The organism is Lysobacter sp. Soil_C_59 (assembly GCF_057656415.1).
This window is the reverse complement of the sequence record NZ_JBDGKK010000007.1, coordinates 43,463-65,726: the sequence shown is the minus strand read 5'-3', so window position 1 is coordinate 65,726 and position 22,264 is coordinate 43,463. Positions and strand designations below refer to the sequence as shown.

Sequence of the window (22,264 nt, the reverse complement as noted above, 5' to 3'; positions counted from 1 at the left end):
GAGCGCGTTACTCGTCGACCAGCGTGCCACCCGGCAGGAAGTTCCAGGTCCGCGTGACGTGCAGGATGTCGGGGTTTTCCTCGGTCCTGGGCAGCGGCGGGTAGGGCTCGGCCAGCCTGGCGATGCGCAGTGCCGAACCATCGAGCAGCGGCACGCCGCTGGATTTGACGATGTCGGCGCGCTCGACCGAACCGTCGCGGCGGATCGCCACGCTGATCACCACCTGGCCGGCCAGATGGCGGCGGCGGGCTTCATCGGGGTAGTTGAGATTGCCGACGCGCTCGACGCGGTCGACCCATTCGCGCAGGTAGCCGGCCCAGGTGTATTCCTGCGTGCTGGCCGAGACGAACTTGCGCGTAGGACGCTTGGCGTAACGCTCCGAACGCATGTGGATCTCGGCGGCCAGGCGCGCCATCTCCATGTCGTGTTCGATCTTTTCCTGGCCTTGCGGCAGGGGGCGTTCGCTCGGCGCGGGTGTCGTCCGCGCGATGGCCGTGGTGGTTTCGCCGCGGCTGCTGGTGACCACGCGCGCCTGCGGCGCCGGCTGCGGTGCCGGCGACTGCGCGCGCAGCGTGCGCGGCGCCAGGCCGGTGGTGGCCTGCGGCAGCGGGCCCGACTGGGCCTCGCGCGGGCGCGTGCTCTTGTCGTGCTCGCCGCCGCCCTGGTTGTTGGCCTGGGCGAGGAAATCGGCCTGCTTCGGCGTCAGTGCCGAGGTCGTCTGCGTCAGGATCACGTCCAGCGTCGGCATCACCGGCGCGGCGTTCTCCAGCGTCCATCCCAGGCCGAGCAGGAGGATGCCGTGGACCAGCAGCGACAGCACGAAGGTCGCGCTGACGCGGCCGTTGTCGGCATCGCCGTAGCTGTGTGGTGCGACGACTGCGCTCATGCGGCCAGGCGGGCCTCGATCGCGTCGAACATCAGCCCGGCGATGTTGAGGCCGTACTGCGCATCGAGTTCGCGGATGCAGGTGGGGCTGGTGACGTTGACTTCGGTGAGGTAGTCGCCGATCACGTCCAGGCCGACGAACAGCATGCCGCGTCGCTTCATCTCCGGGCCGACTTCGGCCGCGATCCAGCGGTCACGGTCGCTCAGCGGACGGCCTTCGCCGCGGCCGCCGGCGGCGAGGTTGCCGCGGAATTCGTCGCCCTGCGGAATGCGCGCAAGGCAGTAGTCCACCGGCACGCCGTCGACCAGCAGGATGCGCTTGTCGCCTTCGCTGATCTGCGGCAGGTAACGCTGCGCCATGGCCAGGCTGTGGCCCCCTTGGGTCAGCGTTTCCAGGATCACGTTGAGGTTGGCCTCGCCAGCGCGCGCGCGGAAGATCGAACGCCCGCCCATGCCGTCGAGCGGCTTGAGCACGGCCTCGCCGTGCTCGCCGACGAAGGCCTTGAGCGCGGCGTTGTCGCGGCTCACCAGCGTCGGCGGGCAGCACTGCGGGAACAGCAGCGCGGCCAGTTTCTCGTTGTAGTCGCGCAGGCCCTGCGGGTCGTTGACGACCATCGCGCCGGCCTGCTGGGCCAGGCCGAGCACCTGGGTGTCGTGGATGTATTCGTTGTCGACCGGCGGGTCCTTGCGCATCAGCACGACCTGGCCCGGGCCGAAGGCGAGGGTGCTCCAGTCGCCCAGCTCGAACCAGCCGGCCTTGTCGTCGCGCACCCGCAGCGGGGCGACCCTTGCCAGCGCCGTACCGTCGCGCACGGACAGCCCGCCGGGTTGCACGTAGTGCAGTCGATGGCCGCGGCGCTGCGCTTCCAGCAGCATGGCGAAGGTCGAGTCCTTGGCGATCTTGATCGACCCGATGGGGTCCATCACGACGACGATGTCGAGCGGCATGGCGGCACTGCGAGGAAGAATGCGCCAGATGGTAGCAGGCGGGTCCCGGGCTCCGGCCAGCTTTCCCAGCCTTTCTGCGGTCTTTTGCCGCCCGGGTGTCCGGCTGCCCATCCGGACTGGTACGTACGTCGCGGCTCGGCAATCCGGTCGTCGGCAGCGCCGGGGAACTGGGGTATACGCATCGGGCGTGCCCGAAAGTCGCCCCGCCGGCCGGTCCCCCGACCCCCTGCTGTTCGATCCGGAAGCGGTTCCCGGCTTGACCGGGCCCGTGGCGCGTTCAGCATGCCCGCTGAAAAGTTTGCTTGACAGCTTCGGCGCGGCTTGGAATAAAGACAGCTGGCGAAGTGCCCGCAGACGCGCGGCATTCGCACGGGGGAAATCGAAAATGCTAGACGAGGTCCGCAACGGCAGCCTCGGCGGTCTGAAGGTCATGGTGATCGACGATTCCAAGACCATCCGCCGAACCGCCGAAACGCTGCTGAAACGAGAAGGCTGTGAGGTGGTTACCGCCACCGACGGCTTCGAGGCGTTGGCGAAAATCGCCGACCAGCAGCCACAAATCATCTTCGTGGACATCATGATGCCGCGCCTGGACGGCTATCAGACCTGCGCCCTGATCAAGAACAATCATCTGTTCAAGGGCACGCCGGTCATCATGCTGTCGTCGAAGGACGGCCTGTTCGACAAGGCGCGCGGGCGCATCGTCGGCTCCGAGCAGTACCTCACCAAACCATTCACCCGCGAAGAACTGCTCGACGCGATCCGAACGCACGTAAACGCCTGACCGGGGGGTAAGGCAACAAATGGCACGTATTCTTCTTATCGAGGACTCGCCGACCGATACGGCGGTCCTTACCCAGCTTCTTGAGCGCAATGGCCACCAGGTGCTGGCCTCGGGCAGTGCCGAAGACGGCATTGAAACCTGCAAGCGCGAGAAGCCCGACCTGGTGATGATGGACGTCGTGCTTCCGGGCATGAACGGCTTCCAGGCCACCCGTGCCCTGTCTCGCGACGCCGACACCAGCGCCATTCCGGTGCTCATCGTCAGCACCAAGGGCATGGACACCGACAAGGCCTGGGGCATGCGCCAGGGTGCCCGCGACTACATCGTCAAGCCGCCGCGCGAAGACGAGCTGATCGCCCGTATCAACGCCTTGCTGGGTGCCTGACTAGATGTTGCATTCGCCGTTCGATGTGCTGGTCGACTACGAGCGCCGCAGCCTGGCGCACGTGGTCGGCTTGCCCGAGCAGCTCGACGCGCCGGGCCTGTGGCGTGGCGTCGGTTACCGCATTGGTGACCGTCGCCTGGCCTCCGGCTTCGGCGAGGTGCTGGAAATCCTCCCGCTGCCGCAGGTCACCCCGGTGCCTGGCGCGCAGCCGTGGCTGCTTGGCCTGGCCAACGTCCGCGGCAGTCTTTTGCCGATCGTGGACCTCAAGCAGTTCCTGGAAGGCCAGCGCACCGTGCTGCATGAAAGTCAGCGCATTCTGCTCGTGCGCCAGCCCGGCGGCGACGTTGCGGTGCTGATCGACGAGCTCTACGGTCAGCGCAGCTTCCTGGAACAGCAGCTGGTCGAGGTCGAAGTCGAGCCGGAGGCCGAAGAGGGCTCCGACGCCGCACTGGCCACCGGCCGCTACAGCCATTTCATCGAGCGCGCCTACCGCCTCGACAACCACACGTGGGGCATCTTCAGCCTGGACAGGCTGGCCCGCACGCCCGAGTTCCGCCAAGCGGCCTCTGAAATGCCGCGCACTGACATGTCGCGGTCCGAGCACCGCTCCAGCAGCAACAATACCGAGGTTGAATCATGAGTGTCACTGCGATTGATAGCGCTGCCGGCAAGGGCCGTAGCCTTGGCGTCAACACCTGGCTGGTCGTGCTGGGCATATCGGTGCTCATCTTCGGCCTCAACACAGGCTACGCAACGTGGAAGGCGGCCCGACTCGGTGGCGCCAGCTCCTCGGCCTCGGATCTGCAGGTGAACTCGCAGAAGCTGGCCGTGCAGGGCTCGGAGGCGGTCAGCGGTGACGCCGCGGCCTTCACCGCGTTCAAGGAAACCCGCGCCCAGATCGTCCAGGACGTGGAGCAGCTCAACACCAACTTCGGCGACACCGCCGGCGTTTCCGGTCCGATCAAGACCGTCGCCGACACCTGGGGCCCGCTCGGCAAGAGCGCAGACCAGGTGGTCTCGAGCGAAACCGCGGTGCTGGCCCTGGCCGGCAACGCCGACAGCTTCACCAGCCGCGTGCCGCAGCTGCAGGCGCGCCTGGACGAACTGGTGCGCGCGATGTCGGCATCGGGTTCGCCGTCCTCGCAGGTCTACATCGCCCTGCGCCAGGTGGTGCTGTCGGGCAAGATGAACGAACGCATCACCCAGATCCGCGCCGGTGGCAGTGGCGCCGCGCTGGCGGGTGAGGCCCTGGGCCGCGACGCCGCCGTGTTCGGCAACGTCCTGACCGGCCTGCGCAAGGGCGACGCCGCCTTCGGCGTGACCCCGCTGGGCAACAGCAACGCCCTGGCCGCACTGGCCCAGGCCGAGACGCTGTGGCTGGAAATGAAGAAGGACCTGGACGCCATCCTGTCCAGCTCGCAGAACCTGTTCCGCGCACAGGCCGCAGCCGAAGCGATCACCGGCGGCTCCAACAAGCTGCTGGCCGACAGCCAGAACCTGTTCCGCGCCTTTACCGCCTTCGGTTCGCTGAAGGACACCAGCATCGCCGGCAACCTGTGGATCTCGATCCTGTCCGGTGCAGGCGCGCTGCTCGCGATCGTCTTCCTGGTGTTCTCGCTCAACAGCCAGCAGAAGAAGCGCTACCTGACCACCAAGGAACTCAACGACCGTAACCAGGAGGCGATCATGCGCCTGCTGGACGAGATGGGTTCGCTCGCAGAAGGCGACCTGACCGTAAAGGCCACCGTCACCGAGGACATGACCGGCGCCATCGCCGACTCGATCAACTTCGCAGTCGAACAGCTGCGCAGCCTGGTGCAGACGATTACCGACACCTCGGTGCAGGTTGCCGCCAGCGCCCAGGAAACGCAGGCCACCGCCATGCACCTGGCCGAGGCCGCAGAGCACCAGGCGCAGGAAATCAACTCCGCTTCCAGCCGTATCAGTGAAATCGCGGCCTCGATCAACCAGGTGTCGCGCAACTCGGCCGAATCGGCCGACGTGGCGCAGCGCTCGGTGCAGATCGCGACCAAGGGTGCGGGCGTGGTGCGCCAGACGATCGCCGGCATGGACTCGATCCGCGACCAGATCCAGGAAACCTCGAAGCGAATCAAGCGACTGGGTGAAAGCTCGCAGGAAATCGGCTCGATCGTGGAACTGATCAACGACATCTCCGAGCAGACCAACATCCTGGCGCTTAACGCGGCAATCCAGGCGGCTTCGGCCGGTGAAGCGGGCCGCGGCTTCGCGGTCGTGGCCGACGAAGTGCAGCGACTGGCAGAACGCGCATCCAACGCGACCAAGCGAATCGAAACGCTGGTCCAGACGATTCAGTCCGACACCAACGAAGCCGTCAGCTCGATGGAGCAGACGACTTCGGAAGTGGTCGCCGGTGCACGACTGGCCGAGGACGCGGGTACCGCGCTGGGCGAGATCGAAAAGGTGTCGTCGGACTTGTCCAACCTCATTCAGGGCATCTCGACCGCCGCGCAGCAGCAGTCCAGCGCGGCATCGAACATCACCGCGACGATGAACACCATCCAGTCGATTACGGCGCAGACCTCGCAGGGTGCGAACCAGACGGCGGCGTCGATTGGAAACCTCGCGCAACTGGCAGCCGACCTGCGTCGCTCCGTTGCCGACTTCAAGCTGCCGGCCTGACAAGGACGAGGTCGATGAACAGGTTCAAATGTGGCCACCGGCGCATGCTCGGCACGAGCATGCACGAGGGCATGGGCCACGGAACGCGCCGGTTCACCGCTGCGTGGGGTGAACGATGACGGTGATGCGCGAAGCAATCGATACGACCACGCTGGGCTGGATCAAGCCGGAGCTGGACGAGACCCTGCGCCTGGCGCAGCAGGAAATCGAGGCGTATGCCGAGAATCCTGCCGACACCAGCCGCATGCGCCATTGCGCCGATCAGCTGCACCAGGTGCACGGCACCTTGCGCATGGTCGAGCTGTACGCGCCAGCGATGGTCGCCGAGGAAATGGAGCGCCTGGCACTGGCGTTGCAGCAGGGCAAGGTCGCCGATCGCGACGAGGCCTGCGCGGCGCTGATGCGCGGCGTCGTCCTGTTGCCCGACTACCTGGAACGCCTGCAGGGCGGCCACCGCGATATCCCTATCGTGCTGCTGCCGCTGCTGAACGAACTGCGCGCCACGCGCGGCGAAGCCGGCCTCAACGAGAGCGTGCTGTTCGCGCCCGACCTTGACCGTCCGTTGCCGGCGAACCTGGCCGGCGCGCCGACCCAGCGCAGTGCACCGTCGCACAGCTCGGCCGGTCACCTGGCCGCACTGCGCGATGCCCTGGCGACCTGGCCGGAAGACGGCAATCCCGCGCATCCGGACAAGCTCGCCGGCGCTGTCGACGGGCTGCTGTCGGACGTCGTGCTGGAACCAGTGCGGCGCATGTTGTGGGTGGCCTCCTCGGTCGCCGGCGCCCTGCGTGACGGCGCCCTGCCGGCCACGCGCGCCCTGCGCCAGGCCTTCGGTGGCGTCGAGCGCGAAGCGCGCCTGATGCTGGCCGATGATGGTTTCGCCGCGCCGCGCACCGAGCCGGCCGCCGAGCCGACCCGCCAGCTGCTGTACCACGTCGCCCACAGCGATGGCCGCCATCCGGCGCTGGACGACCTGCGCCACACCTTCGAACTCGCATCGCACCTGCCCAGCGAGTCCGAACTCGAACATGCCCGCGGCAGCCTCAGCGGTCGCAATCGCGCGCTGCTCGATACCGTCGCCGCGGCGATCAAGGAAGACCTGCTGCGCGTCAAGGACGCGCTCGACCTGCACCTGCGCACCGGCCAGACCGATGTCGCCGGCCTGATGCCGCAGGTGGAAGCACTGACCCGCGTCAGCGACACGCTCGGCATGATGGGTCTGGGCGTTGCCCGCACCGTCGTGCTGCAGCAGCGCGATGCGATGCACGAGATCGTCAGCGGACGCCGTCCGGCCGACGAAGGTGCACTGCTCGACGTCGCCGGCGCACTGCTTTATGTCGATGCCTCGCTCGATGACCAGGTTTCGCGCCTGGGCCTGCCGGACGAACAGGCCGACGACGACCTGCTCGCCGGTGAGGCTCGCAAGGTCCTGGACGTGGTCGTGCGCGAGGCCATCGCCAACTTCGGCGACGCCCGCCAGGCCTTCGTGGCCTTCGTTGAAACCAACTGGGACCACGCCGAACTGGCCGAAGTCCCGCGCGTGCTGGACGAAGTCGGCGGCGCGCTGCGCATGCTCGAACTGTCGCAGCCGGCCGACTACCTGACCGGCGTCAAGCGCTACACCGAGGTCGAGCTGATCGGCCGCAAGCGCGTGCCCAACGGTCAGCAACTCGACACCCTGGCCGACGCCCTGGCGAGCCTGGAGTACTACCTGGAGGCACTGCGCGAGCAGCGCCCGAACCGCAACAACATCCTCGACATCACCCGCCAGAGCCTGGAATCCCTGCGCTACTGGCCGCTGCCGGAATTCGACATCGCCGCGACGATGGCGCCGTCTTCGCCGATCACGCGCGAAGAGCTGGCCAACGTCCCGGACTTCGAACTGTCCGACACGATCACGCTGGGCACGGTGACGATGTCCGCGTCGTCGGACGAGAAGGTGGCGCCCGCGCCGGCAGCGATCGAAGTTGCCGCGCCAGTGGTTGCCGCGCCGGCACCCGCACCGGCTCCGGTGGCAACGACGGCGCAAGCCATCGCCGCCGGTGGCTTCGAGCACAGCGACGACATCGACGACGAGATCCGCGAGGTCTTCCTCGAGGAACTCGACGAGGAGATCCGTCACCTCGGCGACCTGCTGCCGGTCTGGCACGAGTCGCCGGACGACAGCGAACGCCTGCGCCCGATCCGTCGCGTATTCCACACGCTCAAGGGCAGCGGCCGCCTGGTCGGTGCCAAGACCCTGGGCGAGTTCAGCTGGAAGATCGAGAACCTGCTCAACCGCGTGCTCGACGGCACCCGTCCCGCCAGCCCGGCGGTGATGGGCCTGGTCGGCCATGCCTACACCGCGCTGCCGCAGCTGCACGCCGCGCTGCGCAACGAGGGCGTCATCTCGGCAGACCTGGCCGGAATGGAAGCGCACGCCGACCGTCTCGCCGAAGGCAACGAGGGGCACTACACGCCGCCTGCAGCCATGGCGGTCGCCGCCGCCGTGGTCGAGGAACCGGTCGTGGTCGAAGAGATCGCGCTGGAAGCGGTCAACCTCGACGTGCTGGTCGCGGAAGAGCAATCCGAGCCCGTCTACGCCGTCGAAGAATCGATCGAAGAACCGGCAGTCGTGGTCGAGATCGAGCCGGGTACCCCCGCCTCGGTCGACGCGGTGCTGCTGGAGATCCTCGACGCCGAGGTCAGCGGCCACCTGGTCACGATCGAGCAGTGGCTGGCCGCGGCCAACCACGGTCCGCGCCTGGTCGACGACGGCCTGCAGCGTTCGTTCCACACGCTCAACGGCGCCTTCGCGATGACCGAAGTGCCGGTGATCACCGAGATCACCGGGCCGACGGAGATCTACGTCAAGCGCCTGCTTGCTTCCGGCCAGCCGGCCAGCAGCGAGGGCGTTGCGGCGATGGCCGACGTGGCCAATGCGATCCGTCGCACCCTGGCCACGCTGAAGACGCCGTATCCGCGCGTGCCCGCGTTCGAAGGACTTGCCGCGCGCATGCGTGCGCTGCGCGACGGTCTGCCGGATGCGCGCCAGTCGATGCCGGTCAACATCGAGCCGATGGATGTCGCCATCTCGATGGACGACGGCGACGAGGCCCTGCTGACGGCGTTCGACCTGAGCGAGTTCACCGACCTGGCCGGCGACGCCGGTCCGGATTTCCTTGCCGATTCTTCGCAGGCCGAACGCGTGGAGGCCGAACTGGCCGAAGCGCGCCGCATCGAAGCCGAGCGCCTGGCCATCGAACTGGCCAATACCGAGCTCATCGAAGTCGAAAGCGTGCAGGGCGAGCGCTTTGCCCTGGAGCAGACCGAGGCCGAACGCCTTGCCCTGATCCAGCGCGAGCAGGACGCACGCCTGGAAGCCGAGCGTGTCGAGATCGCACGCCTGGAAGCGGAGCGTCTGGAAACGGCGCTGCTCGAAAGCGCGCGTCTGCAAAACGAGCGTCTCGAAGCCGAGCGCCTCGAAGCAGAACGCCTCGAAGCAGAACGCCTCGAAGCAGAGCGTCTCGACGCAGAACGTGCCGAAGCCGAACGCGCTGAAGCCGAACGTGCCGAAGCCGAACGTGCCGAAGCCGAACGCGCTGAAGCCGAACGCGCCGAGGCCGAACGCGCCGAGGCCGAACGCGCCGAGGCCGAGCGTCTCGAAGCCGAGCGCCTGGCTGCCGAGCGTGCCGAAGCAGAACGCCTCGAAGCAGAACGCCTCGAAGCAGAACGCCTTGAAGCCGAGCGCCTCGAAGCCGAGCGCCTTGCCGAAGAAGAGCGCGAGTACGCACGCCTTGAAGCCGATTACGCAGAGGCCGAGCGTGTCGCCCGCGAACAGCAGGCCGCCGCGATCGAAGCCACTGCCTCGGTCGGTCTGGCAGCGTTCGCCGACGCGGGCGCCCCGGGCGCCAACGAGTCGGACAACGATCAGCCCGAGCGCGCTCCGGTCGCGCACGAGCCGCGCGCGGCAGTCGCCAACGATGCCGTTGCCGACGCTGCAGCTGCCGACGAAGCCGACGATGCCCAGGAACCGGCCGTCGCTGCGCTGATCGCGCACGCACTGGCAGCCAGCGACGATCCGGACGAAGCACTGGACCTGAGCGGGCTGGACCCGGAACTGGTCGACATCTTCGTCGAGGAAGCCAGCGACCTGCTCGACCACTCCGACGGCCTGCTCGCGCAACTGCGCCAGGCGCCGGGTGACCGCGAGCCGGTGGTCGGCCTGCAGCGCGACCTGCACACCATCAAGGGCGGCGCGCGCATGGCCGGCATCATGGCCGTGGGCGAACTCGGCCACGCCATGGAATCGCTGCTCGAAGCCGTGGCCGAACAACGCTGCGAACTCGGCCGCGATGGCGTGCCGCTGCTCGAGCACGGCTTCGATCGCCTCCATGCCATGGTGACGCGTGTCGGCGAACGCCGCGCGATCGCCATGCCGGAGGAACTGATCGCGCAGTTCGACGCGCGTGCCCGCGGCCAGGCCTATGTGCCGGCCGTGCAGGTCGAGGCTGCCAAGCCGGCTCCGGCCGTGGTGGAAGCACCGCAGCACGTCGAACTCAAGCCGCTGTCGGCGCCGATCAGCGATGCGCCGGCCACCGACGACGACGAGATCGGCGTGCGCGCTCCGCAGGAACAGGTGCGAATCCGCGCCGACCTGCTCGATCGCCTCGTCAACTACGCCGGTGAAGTCGCGATCTACCGCGCCCGACTGGAACAGCAGCTCGGTGCATTCCGCGGCGCCATCGCGGAAATGGCCGCGACCAACACGCGTATGCGTGACCAGCTGCGTCGACTGGAAATCGAAACCGAAGCGCAGATCGTCGCCCGCTACCAGCGCGAAGGCGATCTGGCCGAGCAGGCATTCGATCCGCTCGAGCTCGACCGCTTCTCCAACCTGCAGCAGCTGTCGCGTGCACTGGCCGAGTCGGCCGCTGACCAGACCAGCCTGCAGACCACGCTCGACGACCTGACCCGTCAGTACGAAACGCTGCTGCTGCAGCAGTCGCGCGTGAGCTCGGAACTGCAGGAAGGCCTCATGCGCACGCGCATGGTGCCGTTCGACGGCCTGCTGCCGCGCCTGCGCCGTGTCGTCCGCCAGGCCTCGGGCGAACTGGGCAAGAACGTCCAGCTCAAGCTCGACGGTACCCAGGGCGAACTCGACCGCAACGTGCTCGAGCGCATGACCGCGCCGCTGGAACACCTGCTGCGCAACGCCGTCGCGCACGGCCTGGAAACGCCGGACAAGCGCCGCAAGGCGCACAAGCCGGAAGAGGGCACGATCCGAATCGCGGTCCGCCGCGAAGGTTCGGAAGTGGTGCTGGAAGTCGGCGACGACGGTGCCGGCCTCGACCGCGCCGCGATCCGCCGCCGTGGCGAAGAGCGTGGCCTGGTCCGCGCCGACGCGGTGCTGTCCGATGCCGCCCTCGATGCACTGATCCTGGAACCGGGCTTCTCCACCGCCGATGCCGTCAGCCGCCTGTCCGGCCGTGGCGTGGGCATGGACGTGGTCGCCAGCGAAGTGCGCCAGCTCGGCGGCACGCTCGACATCCACTCGGTCCCGGGCAAGGGCGTCAACTTCACCCTGCGCCTGCCGCAGACGCTCGCGGTCACCCAGGCAGTGTTCGTCCGCATCGGCGAGACCACCTTCGCCGTGCCGATCGCCTCGGTCCGCGGCGTCGGCCGCATCGCCCGCGACCGCCTCGACATGGCCGATGCGACCTACCGCTACGGCGGCGAGGACTACACGGTCCACGACCTCGGTGCGCTGGTCGGCCACGGTACTGCCAAGGCCGAAGGCCACCTGCAGATGCCGCTGCTGCTGATCCGCTCCGGTGACCTGCGCGCCGCGGTCTGCGTCGACCAGGTCGTCGGCAACCGAGAAATCGTGGTGAAGGCCGTCGGTCCGCAGGTTGCTTCGGTGCCTGGCATCTTCGGCGCGACCATCATGGGTGACGGCCGCGTGGTCGTGATCCTCGACGTCGCCCCGCTGGTGCGCCGCCAGATGCTGCTGCCGCGCGACCACGTGCCGGTGGTCGTGGCGCCGGTCGAACAGCGTCGCGTGCCGCTGGTGATGGTGGTCGACGACTCGGTGACGATGCGCAAGGTCACCGGCCGCGTGCTGGAGCGCCACAACTTCGAAGTCCTCACCGCGAAGGACGGCATCGATGCCCTGGAGCGCATGGCCGACCGCGTGCCGGACCTGATGCTGCTCGACATCGAAATGCCGCGCATGGACGGCTACGAGCTGGCCACCGCCATGAAGGGCGATTCGCGCCTGCGTGGCGTGCCGATCGTGATGATCACCTCGCGTACCGGCGACAAGCACCGCCAGCGCGCGTTCGAGATCGGTGTGGAGCGCTACCTCGGCAAGCCGTACCAGGAGCCGGAACTGATCCGCAACGTATACGAACTGCTCGGCATCAATGCGCAGGGAGCATCTCGCGGCCATGAGTGAGTCTTCGCGTCGCGCGGTACTGCTGGCGCGACCGGGCGCGGCGTGCGAACGCCTGCGCTCGGCGCTGTCCGATGCCGGCGCGCAACTGGTTCTGGAAGCCGACCCGACCACGCTGGATCCGTCAGCGCTCGGACTGGCGGCGCCGCAGGTGATCGTGGTGGCCCTGGACGCGGTCACCGAGGACGCCATTGAACGGTTCGATCCCGTGCTGGCTGATCCAGCGGTTGAAGTGATTTACGAAGAGGCGGCTCTGGCCGCCTCACGCGAGGGCTGGGACCTGGCGCGCTGGAGCCGGCACTTGTCGGCCAAGCTGCAGGGTCATGGCGATGTGCTCCCGCCGGGGCACGAGCCGGAAGGCGAGGGCGATGCCTTCGATCCGCCGGAACCTGCGCCCGTCGTGGCTGCCGTGATGGCCGAACCCGTTGCTCCGCCGGTCGTGGTGGCCGCACCGGCTCCGGCTCCGGCACCTGCGTCGGTACCGGCACCGGCTCCGGTCGAGACGATGGCACTCAGCCCGTTCGACCCGGTTGCCGCGGAACTCGATTACGCGCCGCCCATCACCATGGCAAGCACGCCATCGTTCATGGCGACGGAGTCCCTCGACGCCATCGAGATGCCGTTGCTCGACGAACCGGGCATGGTCTCGACCGACGCCGACGCGCTGGTGATCGAGCCGTTCGAATCCAGTTTCGATTACGAAATCGCTCCGGCGGCCGAACCCATCGTGGTCGAGCTGCTCGACGACGGTGCGTTCGAAATGCCGGCGGCGTCGACGGACCGCGTCGTTCCGGCCGAGCCGATCCTGTTGTTCGAAGCCAGCCGCTCGCTGGATCTTGCCAGTGACGACGTCGCACCGGTCGCCCCGACTGCTGCTGCCGCCGCTCCGCTGGCTCCTGACTGGTCGTTTGCCGACGAGACGTCCGGCAGCACGGCCAGTACCGACACGCGCGCAGCGAACAACCTGTTCCAGCGCGACCTCGGCGATCTGGAAACGCGCATCTCCGCACTGGAACTGGTCGAAGACCGGACGACCGTGCACAACAACGGCGCGGTTCTGGTCCTGGCCGGCATTGGCGGACCCGATGCCGTGCGCCAGCTTCTCGGTGCGTTGCCTGATTCCTTCCCGCGCCCGGTGATGGTGCAGCAGCGTCTCGACGGCGGCCGTTACGACCGGCTTGTCGCGCAGATGCAGCGCGCCACGCCGTTGCAGGTAAGGCTGGCCGAGCCGGGCCTGCTGGCGATGGCCGGAACGATCTACATCCTGCCGGCCGAGATCGGCATTGCCGTCAACGAGTCCGGCATCCGCTTCATCGAAGGCGAAGGCGATGTCATCGCCGCGCTGCCGTCGGCGGATTCGGCGGTGCTGCTGCTCAGCGGCAGCGACCCGTCGCGCGTGGATGCCGTGATGAATCACTCCTGGGCGGGCGCGTTAGTGGCCGGCCAGGCACCGGACGGCTGCTATGACGCCGCGGCCTCGACCGCACTGATCGCACGCGGCGGCGTTGCCGGGCAGCCGGTCGATTTGGCCGAACGTCTGATCGCGCGTTGGCGTTGAGCGGGCAGACCAGGAACCTACAGATGCCGAATCGAAATCACTCCAATAGTTCCGCCGGCAAGCATGCGGCGACCGTACCGGTCGTCGGAGGCCCCGCTGTCGAAAACGACATCCGCGGCGTCCTGATCCAGGTCGCCGGTGGCCGCTTGCTGCTGCCCAACGCGACGATCGCCGAAGTGCTGTCGTACGCGGAACCCGAGCCGCTGGCCGACGTGCCGGACTGGCTGCTGGGGCGCATGCGCTGGCGCGGCTGGCAGCTGCCGCTGGTCGCGTTCGCGCGACTGGCCGGCCTTGCCGACGAGCGCGGCGGACTGGGCAGCAAGGTCGTGGTGCTGCGCGCACTGGGCGGCAATCCGCGCGCGCCGTACTTCGCCATGCTGACGCAGGGCTTCCCGCGCCTGGTGACGGTGTCACGCGACACCCTGGTCGTCGTCGACGACACCCAGTCGCTGCCCAACGGCGTGCAGGCGCGCGTGCTGCTCAACGAAGACGCGGCCTTCCTGCCCGACCTGGAATCGATCGAGGCGCAGGTCAGCGCGGTGCTGGTACAGGCGGCTTGAGCGCAACACCAGCGGCGACGCCGGCGCGGTTCGCGTCGGTCGATGCACTTCGCGGCATCACGGTCGCCGCCATGCTGCTGGTCAACAACCCGGGTGACTGGGGCCACGTCTACGCGCCGCTGCTGCACGCGCACTGGCATGGCTGCACGCCGACCGACCTGATCTTCCCGATGTTCCTGTTCATCGTCGGCGTGTCGATCACGCTGGCGCTGGTGCCGCGCCTGGAGCGTGGCGATGCTCCCGCCGCGATGACGCGCACCGTGCTGGTCCGCGCCGCGCGCATCATCGGCCTCGGCCTCCTGTTGCACCTGTGGGCGCTGTGGGCGTTCGACCTGGCGCACTACCGGGTGATGGGAGTCCTGCAGCGGATCGGCCTGTGCTTCGCCGCCGGGGGCCTGCTGGCGCTGCATGCGCGGCCACGTACGCAGTGGCTGGTGCTCGCCGCGCTGCTGGTCGGCTATGGCGCACTGCTCGCCGCCGGCGGCAGCTACGAACCCTTCGTCAATCTCGCCAGCCGCATCGATCATGCGCTGCTGGGTGTCCACGCTTACCAACTCGATCCAGCCAGCGGCCGCGGCCACGACCCCGAAGGGCTGGTCAGCACGCTGGGCGCACTGGCGACCACAGTGCTCGGCATGCGTGCCGGTGACTGGCTGCGGCGCGGCGATTCGCGTGCGCTGTGGCTGGCGGGTGCCATTGCCATGACGCTGGGCCTGGCCTGGTCCTGGTGGCAGCCGTTCAACAAGAACCTGTGGACGCCCTCTTACGTGCTGTGGACCGGGGGCATCGCCTGCTTGGTGCTGGCAGTCGTGCACTGGCTGGTCGATCGCAAGGGACTGCCGGCACTGGGGCGCGCGTTCGGCGTCAATGCGATCGCGGCCTATGCGGGGTCGGCGTTCATGCTTTACGCGCTGGTCGCCGGCGGTTGGCTGGAGCCTTTGTATCGGGTTGGCTTCGCCGACTGGATGACACCGAAGTTTGGTCCGTTCGTGCCGTCGCTGGCGTTCGCGATTGCCTTCGTTGCGGTGTGGTGGGTAGTGGTTCGCGTGCTCGACGCCCGACGGATCCATTTCAAGATCTGATCGCTACTGCAAATCCCCGAACCGCGCCTGCAGCGCCGCAACCGCCGCCAGCCCCGCACTTTCGGTACGCAGGATGCGCGGCCCAAGCCGCAGCCCAAGGAACCCCGCCGCGCGCAACTGATCGCGATCCAGCGGCGACCAGCCGCCTTCCGGACCAATCGCCAGATACACCGGCGCACTCGTATCAAACGACAGGCTCGAGAACGCCAGCTCGCCTTCCGGATCGAGGATCAGGCGCAGGCCGCCGGCGGGCAGGGCAGCCAGCGTTGCCTGCAGCGTCACCGGTGCGGACACGGCGGGCACGACAGCGCGACCGCTTTGCTCGCACGCCGACGACACCACGCTGCGCCAATGCGCCAGCCGCTTCTCCGCGCGCGCTTCGTCCAGCTTCACTTCGCTGCGTTGCGACCACAGCGGACGGAATGCGGCGGCGCCCAGTTCGGTCGTCTTCTGCAGGATCAGGTCCATCTTCTCGCCGCGCGCCACGCCCTGCAGCAGCACCAGCTGCAGCGGCGATTCACGCAGCACCGGGGTGGCGGCGTCGACCGCCACGCGCAGCTCGCGCTTGCCCAGGGCGACGATCCGAGCTGCGTAGTCGTGGCCATCGCCATTGAACAGCACGCAGGCATCACCGACGCCCAGGCGCAGGACGCGCCCCAGGTGGGCGGCCGCGCTCTCGGGCAGGACAACTTCGCTGCCGGCCGCCAGCGGCTGGTCGACGTGGACACGGGTCAGGCGCATGCGGTGGCCTCGTCGATGGCGGCGCGGGTGGTGTCGGCGAGCAGCTGCAAGGCTTCCTCGTCGACGCAATACGGCGGGATCCAGTACAGCACGTCGCCCAGCGGACGCAGCAGCACGCCGCGATCCAGTGCGGCGCGGTAGGCACGCAGGCCGACACGCATGGCGGGATCGAAGCTGGCGCGGCGGTCGCCGCCCGGGGTCAGCTCGAAGGCGACGATCATGCCGGCCTGGCGCACATCGGCCACGTGGCGATGCCCGGCCAGCGGCGCCGCCAGAGCGGTCATGAGCGCGGCGGTGGCGCGGTTGCGGTTGAGGATGTCGTCGCTGGCGAAGATGTCGAGGCTGGCCAGAGCCGCCGCGCATGCCAGCGGATTGCCGGTGTAGCTGTGCGAATGCAGGAATGCCTTCTCGCGCGAATCGTCGAGGAAGCCGTCGTAGATGGTCTGTGTCGCCAGCACCGCCGCCAGCGGCAACGCGCCGCCGGTCAGGCCCTTGGACAGGCACAGCAGGTCCGGCTGCACGCCGCTTTGCTCGCTGGCGAACAGCGTGCCGGTGCGACCGAAGCCGACGGCGATCTCGTCGCAGATCAGGAACACGCCGTGCGCATCGCACAGCTCGCGCGCCAGCTTCAGGTACACCGGGTCGTGCATGCGCATGCCACCGGCGCACTGCACGCGTGGCTCGAGGATCAACGCGCAGACTTCGTTGCCGTGGCGCTCCAGCAACTCGCGCAGGCCGTCGGCGGCGCGACGCGCATGCGCTTCCGGCGTCTCGCCGGCTTCGCACAGATAGGCATCGGGCGACGGGGCGAACAGGGCTTCGGCCAGCAACGGCGCATAGACGCGGCGGTACAGCGGGATGTCGCCGACCGCGAGCGCGCCCAGGGTCTCGCCGTGGTAACCGTTGTCGAGCGCGATGAACTTGGTCCGGCCCTCGATGCCGCGATTGCGGAACCAGTGGAAGGCCATCTTCAGCGCGACCTCGACGCCGGCCGAACCGTTGTCGGCGTAGAAAACCTTGCTGAGGGGTTCGCGGCCGGTTTCGCGCGGCGCGATGGCGAGCAGGCGCTCGGCCAACTCGACCGCAGGCGCATGCGAGCAACCGGCCAGGATCACGTGTTCGAGTGTCATCGCCTGCTGGCCGATGGCGGCGGCGATGCGCGGCTCGGCGTGGCCGAACAGGTTGGTCCACCAGCTGCTGATGGCGTCGAGATAGCGGCGGCCGTCGCGGCCCACCAGCCAGGCACCTTCGCCACGCGCGATCGGCAGCAGCGGCAGGGTCCCGGGATGCTCGCGCATCTGCGTGCACGGGTGCCACAGCACCGCCAGGTCGCGGTCGCGCCAGTGGTCGGCATCGCCGTCGCCACCTGCCCGGACACCGGCCTCTGCTAGCATCGCCTTATCGTGAGTGTTCTTCTGCATCCCACCATTATCCCGCCTGGCGGCGCGCGGTGCAGCGCAGCGGCCGGGGCCTGCCATGGAACCTGGCCATGAGCCGCCGGCTGCCCACCATCCACAGCATCACCGAGCATGACGCCGGTCCGTACCGGCTCGAACGCCTCGATCTCGAGTTCGCCAACGGCGAACGCCGCCATTACGAGCGCCTGCACGGGCGCGGCCACGGCGCTGTTGTCGTCGTGCCCCTGCTCGACGACGACACCGTGTTGCTGGTGCGCGAATACGCCGCCGGCATGCACCGCTACGAACTGGGCCTGGTCAAGGGCCGGATCGATGCCGGCGAGACGCCCGAGCAGGCAGCCGACCGCGAGCTCAAGGAAGAAGCCGGCTACGGCGCGCGCTCGCTCAACGTGTTGCGCTCGCTGACGCTGGCGCCGACCTACATGAGCCACCAGGCGCATCTGGTTCTGGCGCGCGACCTGTATCCGGAGCGACTGCCCGGCGACGAGCCCGAGGAGTTGGAAGTGGTGCCGTGGAAGCTCGACGACCTGCACCAGCTGATCCTGCGCGAGGACTTCTCCGAAGGCCGCAGCATCGCCGCCCTTTTCATCGCCCGCGAGTGGCTGAGGACGCACCAGACATGATCTCCACCCACATGATTGCCGGCGAGCTGCGCGAAGGCGTGATCGCGCTGGCGCACGATGCCGCCGCCGCGATCCTGGGCATCTACGACAGCGATTTCGCCGTGCAGCACAAGGACGACGATTCGCCGTTGACCGCCGCCGACCTGGCCGCGCACCGCTGCATCGTCGACGGCCTGGCGCGGCTGACGCCGGACATCCCGGTGCTGTCGGAGGAATCCGCGCACGAAGTTCCGACCGCGCAGCGACGGCAGTGGCAGCGCTCGTGGATGGTCGACCCGCTCGATGGCACGCGCGAGTTCGTCAAGCGCAACGGCGAGTTCACCGTCAACATCGCCCTGATCGAAGACGGCGTGGCCGTGTTCGGCGTGGTGCAGGCGCCGGTGACCGGCGTGCTCTGGCACGGCGGCGCCACGCTCGGTGCGTTCCGCCGTGAAGGCGATCGTGAAGAAGTGGTGCGTTCGCGTGCGCCGGCTACCTCGCCATTGCGCGTGGCGGCCAGCCGTTCCCATCGCGACACGCGCACCGAGGCGTTCATCGCGCGCATGGGCCAGGTCGAGCCGATCGGGCTCGGTTCGTCGCTGAAGTTCTGCACGCTCGCCGATGGCCGACTGGATGTGTATCCGCGCTTCGGACCCACCAGCGAGTGGGATACCGCGGCCGGCCAGTGCGTGCTCGAAGGCGCCGGTGGCGTGGTGCTCGATCCGCAGGGACGTCCGTTCCGCTACAACCAGCGCGAAGGCATCCTCAACGGTGACTTCATCGCCCTGGGCGATCCCGCGCTGCCGTGGCGGCAATGGCTGGGCAACTGACATGTCCGACATCGACCGTCTCCTCACCATCATGGCGCGCCTGCGCGACCCGCAAAGCGGTTGCCCGTGGGACGTGCAGCAGGATTTCGCCAGCATCGCGCCGTACACGATCGAGGAAGCCTACGAAGTGGCCGACGCGATCGACCGCGGTGACCTGGACGATCTGAAGGACGAGCTGGGCGACCTGCTGCTGCAGGTGGTGTTCCACTCGCGCATGGCGCAGGAGCAGGGCGCGTTCGAATTCGCCGACGTGGTCGCCGCGATCAGCGACAAGATGGTGCGCAGGCATCCGCACGTATTTGCCGATGCGGCAGTCGACGGCGTGGAAGCGCAGACGGTCGCGTGGGAAGAGCACAAGCGTCGCGAACGCGAGGACCGCGCCCTCCAGGAGCGCGGCCACCAGGACCGCTCCGCGCTTGCCGGTATCGCCCGTGGCCTGCCCGAGTGGCAGCGCGCGGTGAAGTTGCAGAAGCGCGCCGCGCGCGTGGGTTTCGACTGGCCCGACGTGACGCCGGTGATCGCCAAGCTGCACGAGGAGATCGAGGAAGTGCGCGCCGAGTTTGCCGCGCTGGATGCCGATCCGGACGATGCTGCCGCGCGCGACCGGCTCGAGGACGAGATCGGCGACGTGCTGTTCGTCTGCGCCAACCTGGCGCGCCACGCGAAGGTCGATGTAGGCGCTGCGATGCGCCGGGCCAACCTGAAGTTCGAGCGTCGCTTCCGCGCGATGGAGGCCCTGGCGGAAGCCGATGGCGCGGAACTGGCCGGGCAGTCGCTGGAAGCCCAGGACCGCTACTGGGACCGGGCCAAGGCGGCCGAGAAGTCCTAGGCAAGCGGCAGCGCGGCCTGCCTGTTGGTCACAACCCGGCGACGTAGTCCTCCGGGTCCATGCGCACACCGTCCTGGCGGACCTCGAAGTGCAGGTGCGGTCCGGTCGAACGCCCCGAAGATCCGACCAGGGCGATCGGCTGCCCCGCCAGGATCGGCTCGCCCGCGCGCACCAGCAGTCGTTCGTTGTGCGCATAGAGGGTGCTGCAGCCGTCGCCATGATCGATCAGGACGAGGTAGCCATAGTCCTTGCTGTAGGTCGCGCGCGCGACGATGCCGTCGGCCGTCGCGTGCACCGAGGTGCCAGGCGGCGCGGCGAAATCGATGCCGTTGTGGAACGCGGCGCGATGTCGAAAGGGATCGGTGCGGCGGCCGAAGCCGGAGGTTACCCGGATGGCGTCCAGCGGCAACCGCATCGGCAAGCTGCGCGGTCGTGCCGACGCGAAGTCGAAGAGATGCCGATGCGAGGACGCGAGCGGTTCGGGTCGCGGCAAGGCAACGACCATTGTCGCTGCCCCTGTCACTGCTGCCGGCACATGCGAGGCGGCAGGGCTGTCCTGGGTGGCCAGCACGATCACCATCCCTGCACCCGCCACATGCAGGCTGGCCCGCCACGCCGAGCGTTGTCGGCGCGCGCTGGAACGGGCGAAGGGAGGGAACTGGCGGCGGTGACGATGAAACATGGCGGAGGTCCGGTGACTGGCACCTTCCACTGGCGCGCACGCAGCTTTCTGGCCGGGCGATGGAGGCCAGGGGCGGCATTTTGGTTGGAGGCGCCGGATAGGGCGCCGGAGCGATGTGTCGGGACGATTTGTCCGGGGCACATTGTCCGGTTGGCCTGCGCGCATACCATCAGATTCGTCCCAAACCGGAGTTCGTCGCAGACCGGGATTCGTGCCAGAACCGGCGGGATTTCGCCCCGAAACCGCTCCTGCTTGCCCCATCGCCTGCACCGGTGCACGATCACGTCCGGACCGGCAGCGCTGCCGCCGCGGCGCACGGCGCACCGGTCCACATGGGGACATTGGGAGGAACACCGTGCCGCGCTTTTCCAGCTTCCGCGAGTTCTACCCGTACTACCTGGGCGAGCACAGCCATCGCACCAGCCGGCGCCTGCATTTCATCGGCAGCTGCGGCGTGCTGGCGCTGCTGGTGCTGGCCATCGTCGAGCGCAATGGCTGGTGGCTGCTGGCCGCGCTGGTGTGCGGTTACGGCTTCGCCTGGGTTGGCCACTTCTTCTTCGAGAAGAATCGACCGGCCACCTTCCGCCATCCGTTCTATTCGTTCGCTGGCGACTGGGTGATGTTCAAGGACATCCTCAGCGGCAAGATCCGCTTCTGATCGCGCGCCGGCTTCAGCTGGGGAAGGATCAGTCGAGGAAGATCAGCCACGCCGCCACGGCGATCAGGGCAAAGCCGGCCCAGTGGTTCCACTTCAGCGGCTCGCCCAGGTACCAGGCGGAGAAACCGGCGAAGACCAGCAGGGTGATCACTTCCTGCATGCCCTTGAGCTGGGGCGCCGAGTAGACGGCGCTGCCTATCCGGTTGGCGGGCACCATCAGGCAGTACTCGAAGAAGGCGATGCCCCAGCTCACCATGATGGCCATGACCAGGGGCGTGGATTTGTACTTGAGATGCCCGTACCAGGCAAAGGTCATGAACAGGTTGGATCCGAGCAGCAGGAGGATCGGGTAAATGCGTTCGGCAGGCATGGGAAATCTTCGTCGTAAAGAATTCGTTCAGCTTTAGCACAGGACCTTCACGAAACATCCACACTCGCAAAGGCAGCCTTCACAAAGCTGAAGGGTTGGAGGGGTTTGCATGCAGGGTACCGGCACAAGGGACGGCGGTCTGGTCCTGATCGTGGAGGACAACCGCAACATCTCGGAGATGGTCGGCGAATACCTCGAGGGCCGTGGCTTCGAGGTGGACTATGCCAGCGACGGACTCGACGGTTACCGACTGGCGACCGAGAACAATTATGACGTGGTCGTACTGGATCTGATGCTGCCACGCATGGACGGCGTGGAGTTGTGCAAGAAGCTGCGCGAGGAAGCGCGCAAGTCGACGCCGGTGCTGATGCTGACCGCGCGCGACACGCTCGACGAGAAGCTGACGGGGCTGGGGGCAGGCGCCGACGATTACCTGACCAAGCCGTTCGCGATCCAGGAGCTGGAGGCGCGCCTGCGCGCGCTGATCCGGCGCGAGCGTCGCCAGGTCGGCGGTGAGGTGCTCAAGGTCGCCGACCTCGTGCTCGATCCGGCCAGCCTGCGCGTGACCCGGGGCGGCAGCGAGCTGCAGCTTTCGCCGATCGGCCTGCGCCTGCTGACGATCCTGATGCGCGAGTCGCCGCGGGTGGTCAGTCGCCAGGAAATCGAGCGCGAGATCTGGGGCAACGGCCTGCCCGATTCGGACACTTTGCGCAGCCATCTGTACAACCTGCGCAAGACCATCGACAAGCCGTTCGACAAGCAACTGCTGCACACGGTGCAGAGTGCCGGCTACCGCGTTGCCGACATCTCGCAGCCGCCCGAGTAAGACGGCAGCGCC

Annotated in this window: 19 protein-coding genes and 2 pseudogenes; 14 read left to right on the top strand and 7 right to left on the bottom strand. The window is 68.1% G+C overall.

The window, feature by feature from the left end; all coding sequences use genetic code 11:
- Positions 1 to 7: 7 nt before the first annotated feature.
- Both AC3A3Q_RS13790 and gshB read right to left on the bottom strand, forming a co-directional pair.
- Positions 8 to 886, bottom strand: a complete 879-nt coding sequence (locus AC3A3Q_RS13790; RefSeq protein WP_487586780.1) for an energy transducer TonB — start codon at positions 884 to 886, stop codon at positions 8 to 10.
- Positions 883 to 1,833 carry a glutathione synthase gene (gshB, locus tag AC3A3Q_RS13785; RefSeq protein WP_487586779.1) on the bottom strand — a complete coding sequence of 317 codons (951 nt, stop codon included), beginning with the start codon at positions 1,831 to 1,833 and terminating at the stop codon, positions 883 to 885. Before gshB ends, AC3A3Q_RS13790 begins: the two co-directional genes overlap by 4 nt.
- A 385-nt stretch (positions 1,834 to 2,218) precedes the next feature.
- On the opposite strand from gshB, the gene pilG reads away from it, so the two are divergent.
- From pilG to AC3A3Q_RS13760, 5 genes and pseudogenes are all read left to right on the top strand, one after another.
- A complete protein-coding gene (pilG, locus tag AC3A3Q_RS13780; RefSeq protein WP_115843698.1) occupies positions 2,219 to 2,617 on the top strand; it encodes a twitching motility response regulator PilG in 399 nt (132 codons plus the stop codon).
- A 19-nt stretch (positions 2,618 to 2,636) separates the two neighbouring features.
- Complete coding sequence (locus AC3A3Q_RS13775; protein ID WP_487586778.1) at positions 2,637 to 3,002, top strand: response regulator transcription factor; 366 nt, start codon at positions 2,637 to 2,639, stop codon at positions 3,000 to 3,002.
- A gap of 7 nt (positions 3,003 to 3,009) precedes the next feature.
- A pseudogene (locus tag AC3A3Q_RS13770) lies at positions 3,010 to 3,570 on the top strand (chemotaxis protein CheW); the annotation flags it as partial.
- A 68-nt stretch (positions 3,571 to 3,638) separates the two neighbouring features.
- Positions 3,639 to 5,663 carry a methyl-accepting chemotaxis protein gene (locus AC3A3Q_RS13765; RefSeq protein ID WP_487586777.1) on the top strand — a complete coding sequence of 675 codons (2,025 nt, stop codon included), beginning with the start codon at positions 3,639 to 3,641 and terminating at the stop codon, positions 5,661 to 5,663.
- Positions 5,664 to 5,778: 115 nt separating this feature from the next.
- Positions 5,779 to 8,025 (top strand): annotated as a pseudogene (locus AC3A3Q_RS13760) (Hpt domain-containing protein); the annotation flags it as partial.
- 898 nt (positions 8,026 to 8,923) lie between these two features.
- Here the strand turns inward: AC3A3Q_RS13760 and AC3A3Q_RS13755 are convergent.
- A complete protein-coding gene (locus AC3A3Q_RS13755; RefSeq protein ID WP_487586873.1) occupies positions 8,924 to 9,436 on the bottom strand; it encodes a pentapeptide repeat-containing protein in 513 nt (170 codons plus the stop codon).
- On the opposite strand from AC3A3Q_RS13755, the gene AC3A3Q_RS13750 reads away from it, so the two are divergent.
- From AC3A3Q_RS13750 to AC3A3Q_RS13735, 4 genes are read left to right on the top strand one after another with little or no spacing between them, the layout of a single operon-like run.
- Positions 9,319 to 12,099 (top strand): response regulator, encoded by a 2,781-nt coding sequence (locus tag AC3A3Q_RS13750; RefSeq protein ID WP_487586872.1) that lies wholly within the window; start codon positions 9,319 to 9,321, stop codon positions 12,097 to 12,099. The genes AC3A3Q_RS13755 and AC3A3Q_RS13750 overlap by 118 nt on opposite strands.
- Positions 12,092 to 13,654, top strand: coding sequence for a chemotaxis protein CheB (locus AC3A3Q_RS13745; RefSeq protein WP_487586776.1), 1,563 nt, complete (start codon positions 12,092 to 12,094; stop codon positions 13,652 to 13,654). Before AC3A3Q_RS13750 ends, AC3A3Q_RS13745 begins: the two co-directional genes overlap by 8 nt.
- 23 nt (positions 13,655 to 13,677) lie before the next feature.
- On the top strand, positions 13,678 to 14,214 hold the full coding sequence (locus AC3A3Q_RS13740) for a chemotaxis protein CheW (protein WP_487586775.1): 537 nt from the start codon (positions 13,678 to 13,680) through the stop codon (positions 14,212 to 14,214).
- Positions 14,211 to 15,296: an acyltransferase family protein gene (locus tag AC3A3Q_RS13735; protein WP_487586774.1), complete on the top strand. Its 1,086-nt coding sequence runs from the start codon at positions 14,211 to 14,213 to the stop codon at positions 15,294 to 15,296. The genes AC3A3Q_RS13740 and AC3A3Q_RS13735 overlap by 4 nt, the downstream gene beginning before the upstream one ends.
- Positions 15,297 to 15,299: 3 nt before the next feature.
- Here the strand turns inward: AC3A3Q_RS13735 and AC3A3Q_RS13730 are convergent, their stop codons facing one another.
- Together AC3A3Q_RS13730 and bioA are read right to left on the bottom strand one after the other, a co-directional pair.
- Positions 15,300 to 16,037, bottom strand: coding sequence for a 16S rRNA (uracil(1498)-N(3))-methyltransferase (locus tag AC3A3Q_RS13730; RefSeq protein ID WP_487586773.1), 738 nt, complete (start codon positions 16,035 to 16,037; stop codon positions 15,300 to 15,302).
- On the bottom strand, positions 16,028 to 17,431 hold the full coding sequence (gene bioA / locus AC3A3Q_RS13725) for an adenosylmethionine--8-amino-7-oxononanoate transaminase (RefSeq protein WP_487586871.1): 1,404 nt from the start codon (positions 17,429 to 17,431) through the stop codon (positions 16,028 to 16,030). Before bioA ends, AC3A3Q_RS13730 begins: the two co-directional genes overlap by 10 nt.
- 95 nt (positions 17,432 to 17,526) lie before the next feature.
- Here bioA and nudE point away from each other — a divergent pair, with 95 nt between their 5' ends.
- Genes nudE through mazG form a run of 3 tightly spaced genes read left to right on the top strand, consistent with a single transcriptional unit; the run spans position 17,527 to position 19,716 of the window.
- Positions 17,527 to 18,078, top strand: a complete 552-nt coding sequence (gene nudE, locus AC3A3Q_RS13720) for an ADP compounds hydrolase NudE (RefSeq protein ID WP_200606631.1) — start codon at positions 17,527 to 17,529, stop codon at positions 18,076 to 18,078.
- A complete protein-coding gene (gene cysQ / locus AC3A3Q_RS13715) occupies positions 18,075 to 18,887 on the top strand; it encodes a 3'(2'),5'-bisphosphate nucleotidase CysQ (RefSeq protein WP_487586772.1) in 813 nt (270 codons plus the stop codon). The genes nudE and cysQ overlap by 4 nt, the downstream gene beginning before the upstream one ends.
- A gap of 1 nt (position 18,888) precedes the next feature.
- Positions 18,889 to 19,716: a nucleoside triphosphate pyrophosphohydrolase gene (mazG, locus tag AC3A3Q_RS13710; protein ID WP_487586771.1), complete on the top strand. Its 828-nt coding sequence runs from the start codon at positions 18,889 to 18,891 to the stop codon at positions 19,714 to 19,716.
- A gap of 28 nt (positions 19,717 to 19,744) precedes the next feature.
- On the opposite strand, the gene AC3A3Q_RS13705 is transcribed toward mazG, so the two are convergent.
- Positions 19,745 to 20,398 (bottom strand): M23 family metallopeptidase, encoded by a 654-nt coding sequence (locus AC3A3Q_RS13705; RefSeq protein WP_487586770.1) that lies wholly within the window; start codon positions 20,396 to 20,398, stop codon positions 19,745 to 19,747.
- A gap of 355 nt (positions 20,399 to 20,753) precedes the next feature.
- On the opposite strand from AC3A3Q_RS13705, the gene AC3A3Q_RS13700 reads away from it, so the two are divergent.
- The gene (locus AC3A3Q_RS13700; RefSeq protein ID WP_487586769.1) at positions 20,754 to 21,056 is read left to right on the top strand and encodes an Mpo1-like protein; all 303 of its coding nucleotides are present in this window, start codon (positions 20,754 to 20,756) and stop codon (positions 21,054 to 21,056) included.
- A gap of 28 nt (positions 21,057 to 21,084) precedes the next feature.
- Here the strand turns inward: AC3A3Q_RS13700 and AC3A3Q_RS13695 are convergent, their stop codons facing one another.
- Complete coding sequence (locus AC3A3Q_RS13695; protein ID WP_487586768.1) at positions 21,085 to 21,426, bottom strand: DMT family protein; 342 nt, start codon at positions 21,424 to 21,426, stop codon at positions 21,085 to 21,087.
- 109 nt (positions 21,427 to 21,535) lie between these two features.
- Between AC3A3Q_RS13695 and AC3A3Q_RS13690 the strand changes: the two genes are divergently transcribed.
- Complete coding sequence (locus AC3A3Q_RS13690; protein WP_158733290.1) at positions 21,536 to 22,252, top strand: response regulator transcription factor; 717 nt, start codon at positions 21,536 to 21,538, stop codon at positions 22,250 to 22,252.
- The last annotated feature ends 12 nt before the right edge of the window (positions 22,253 to 22,264 follow it).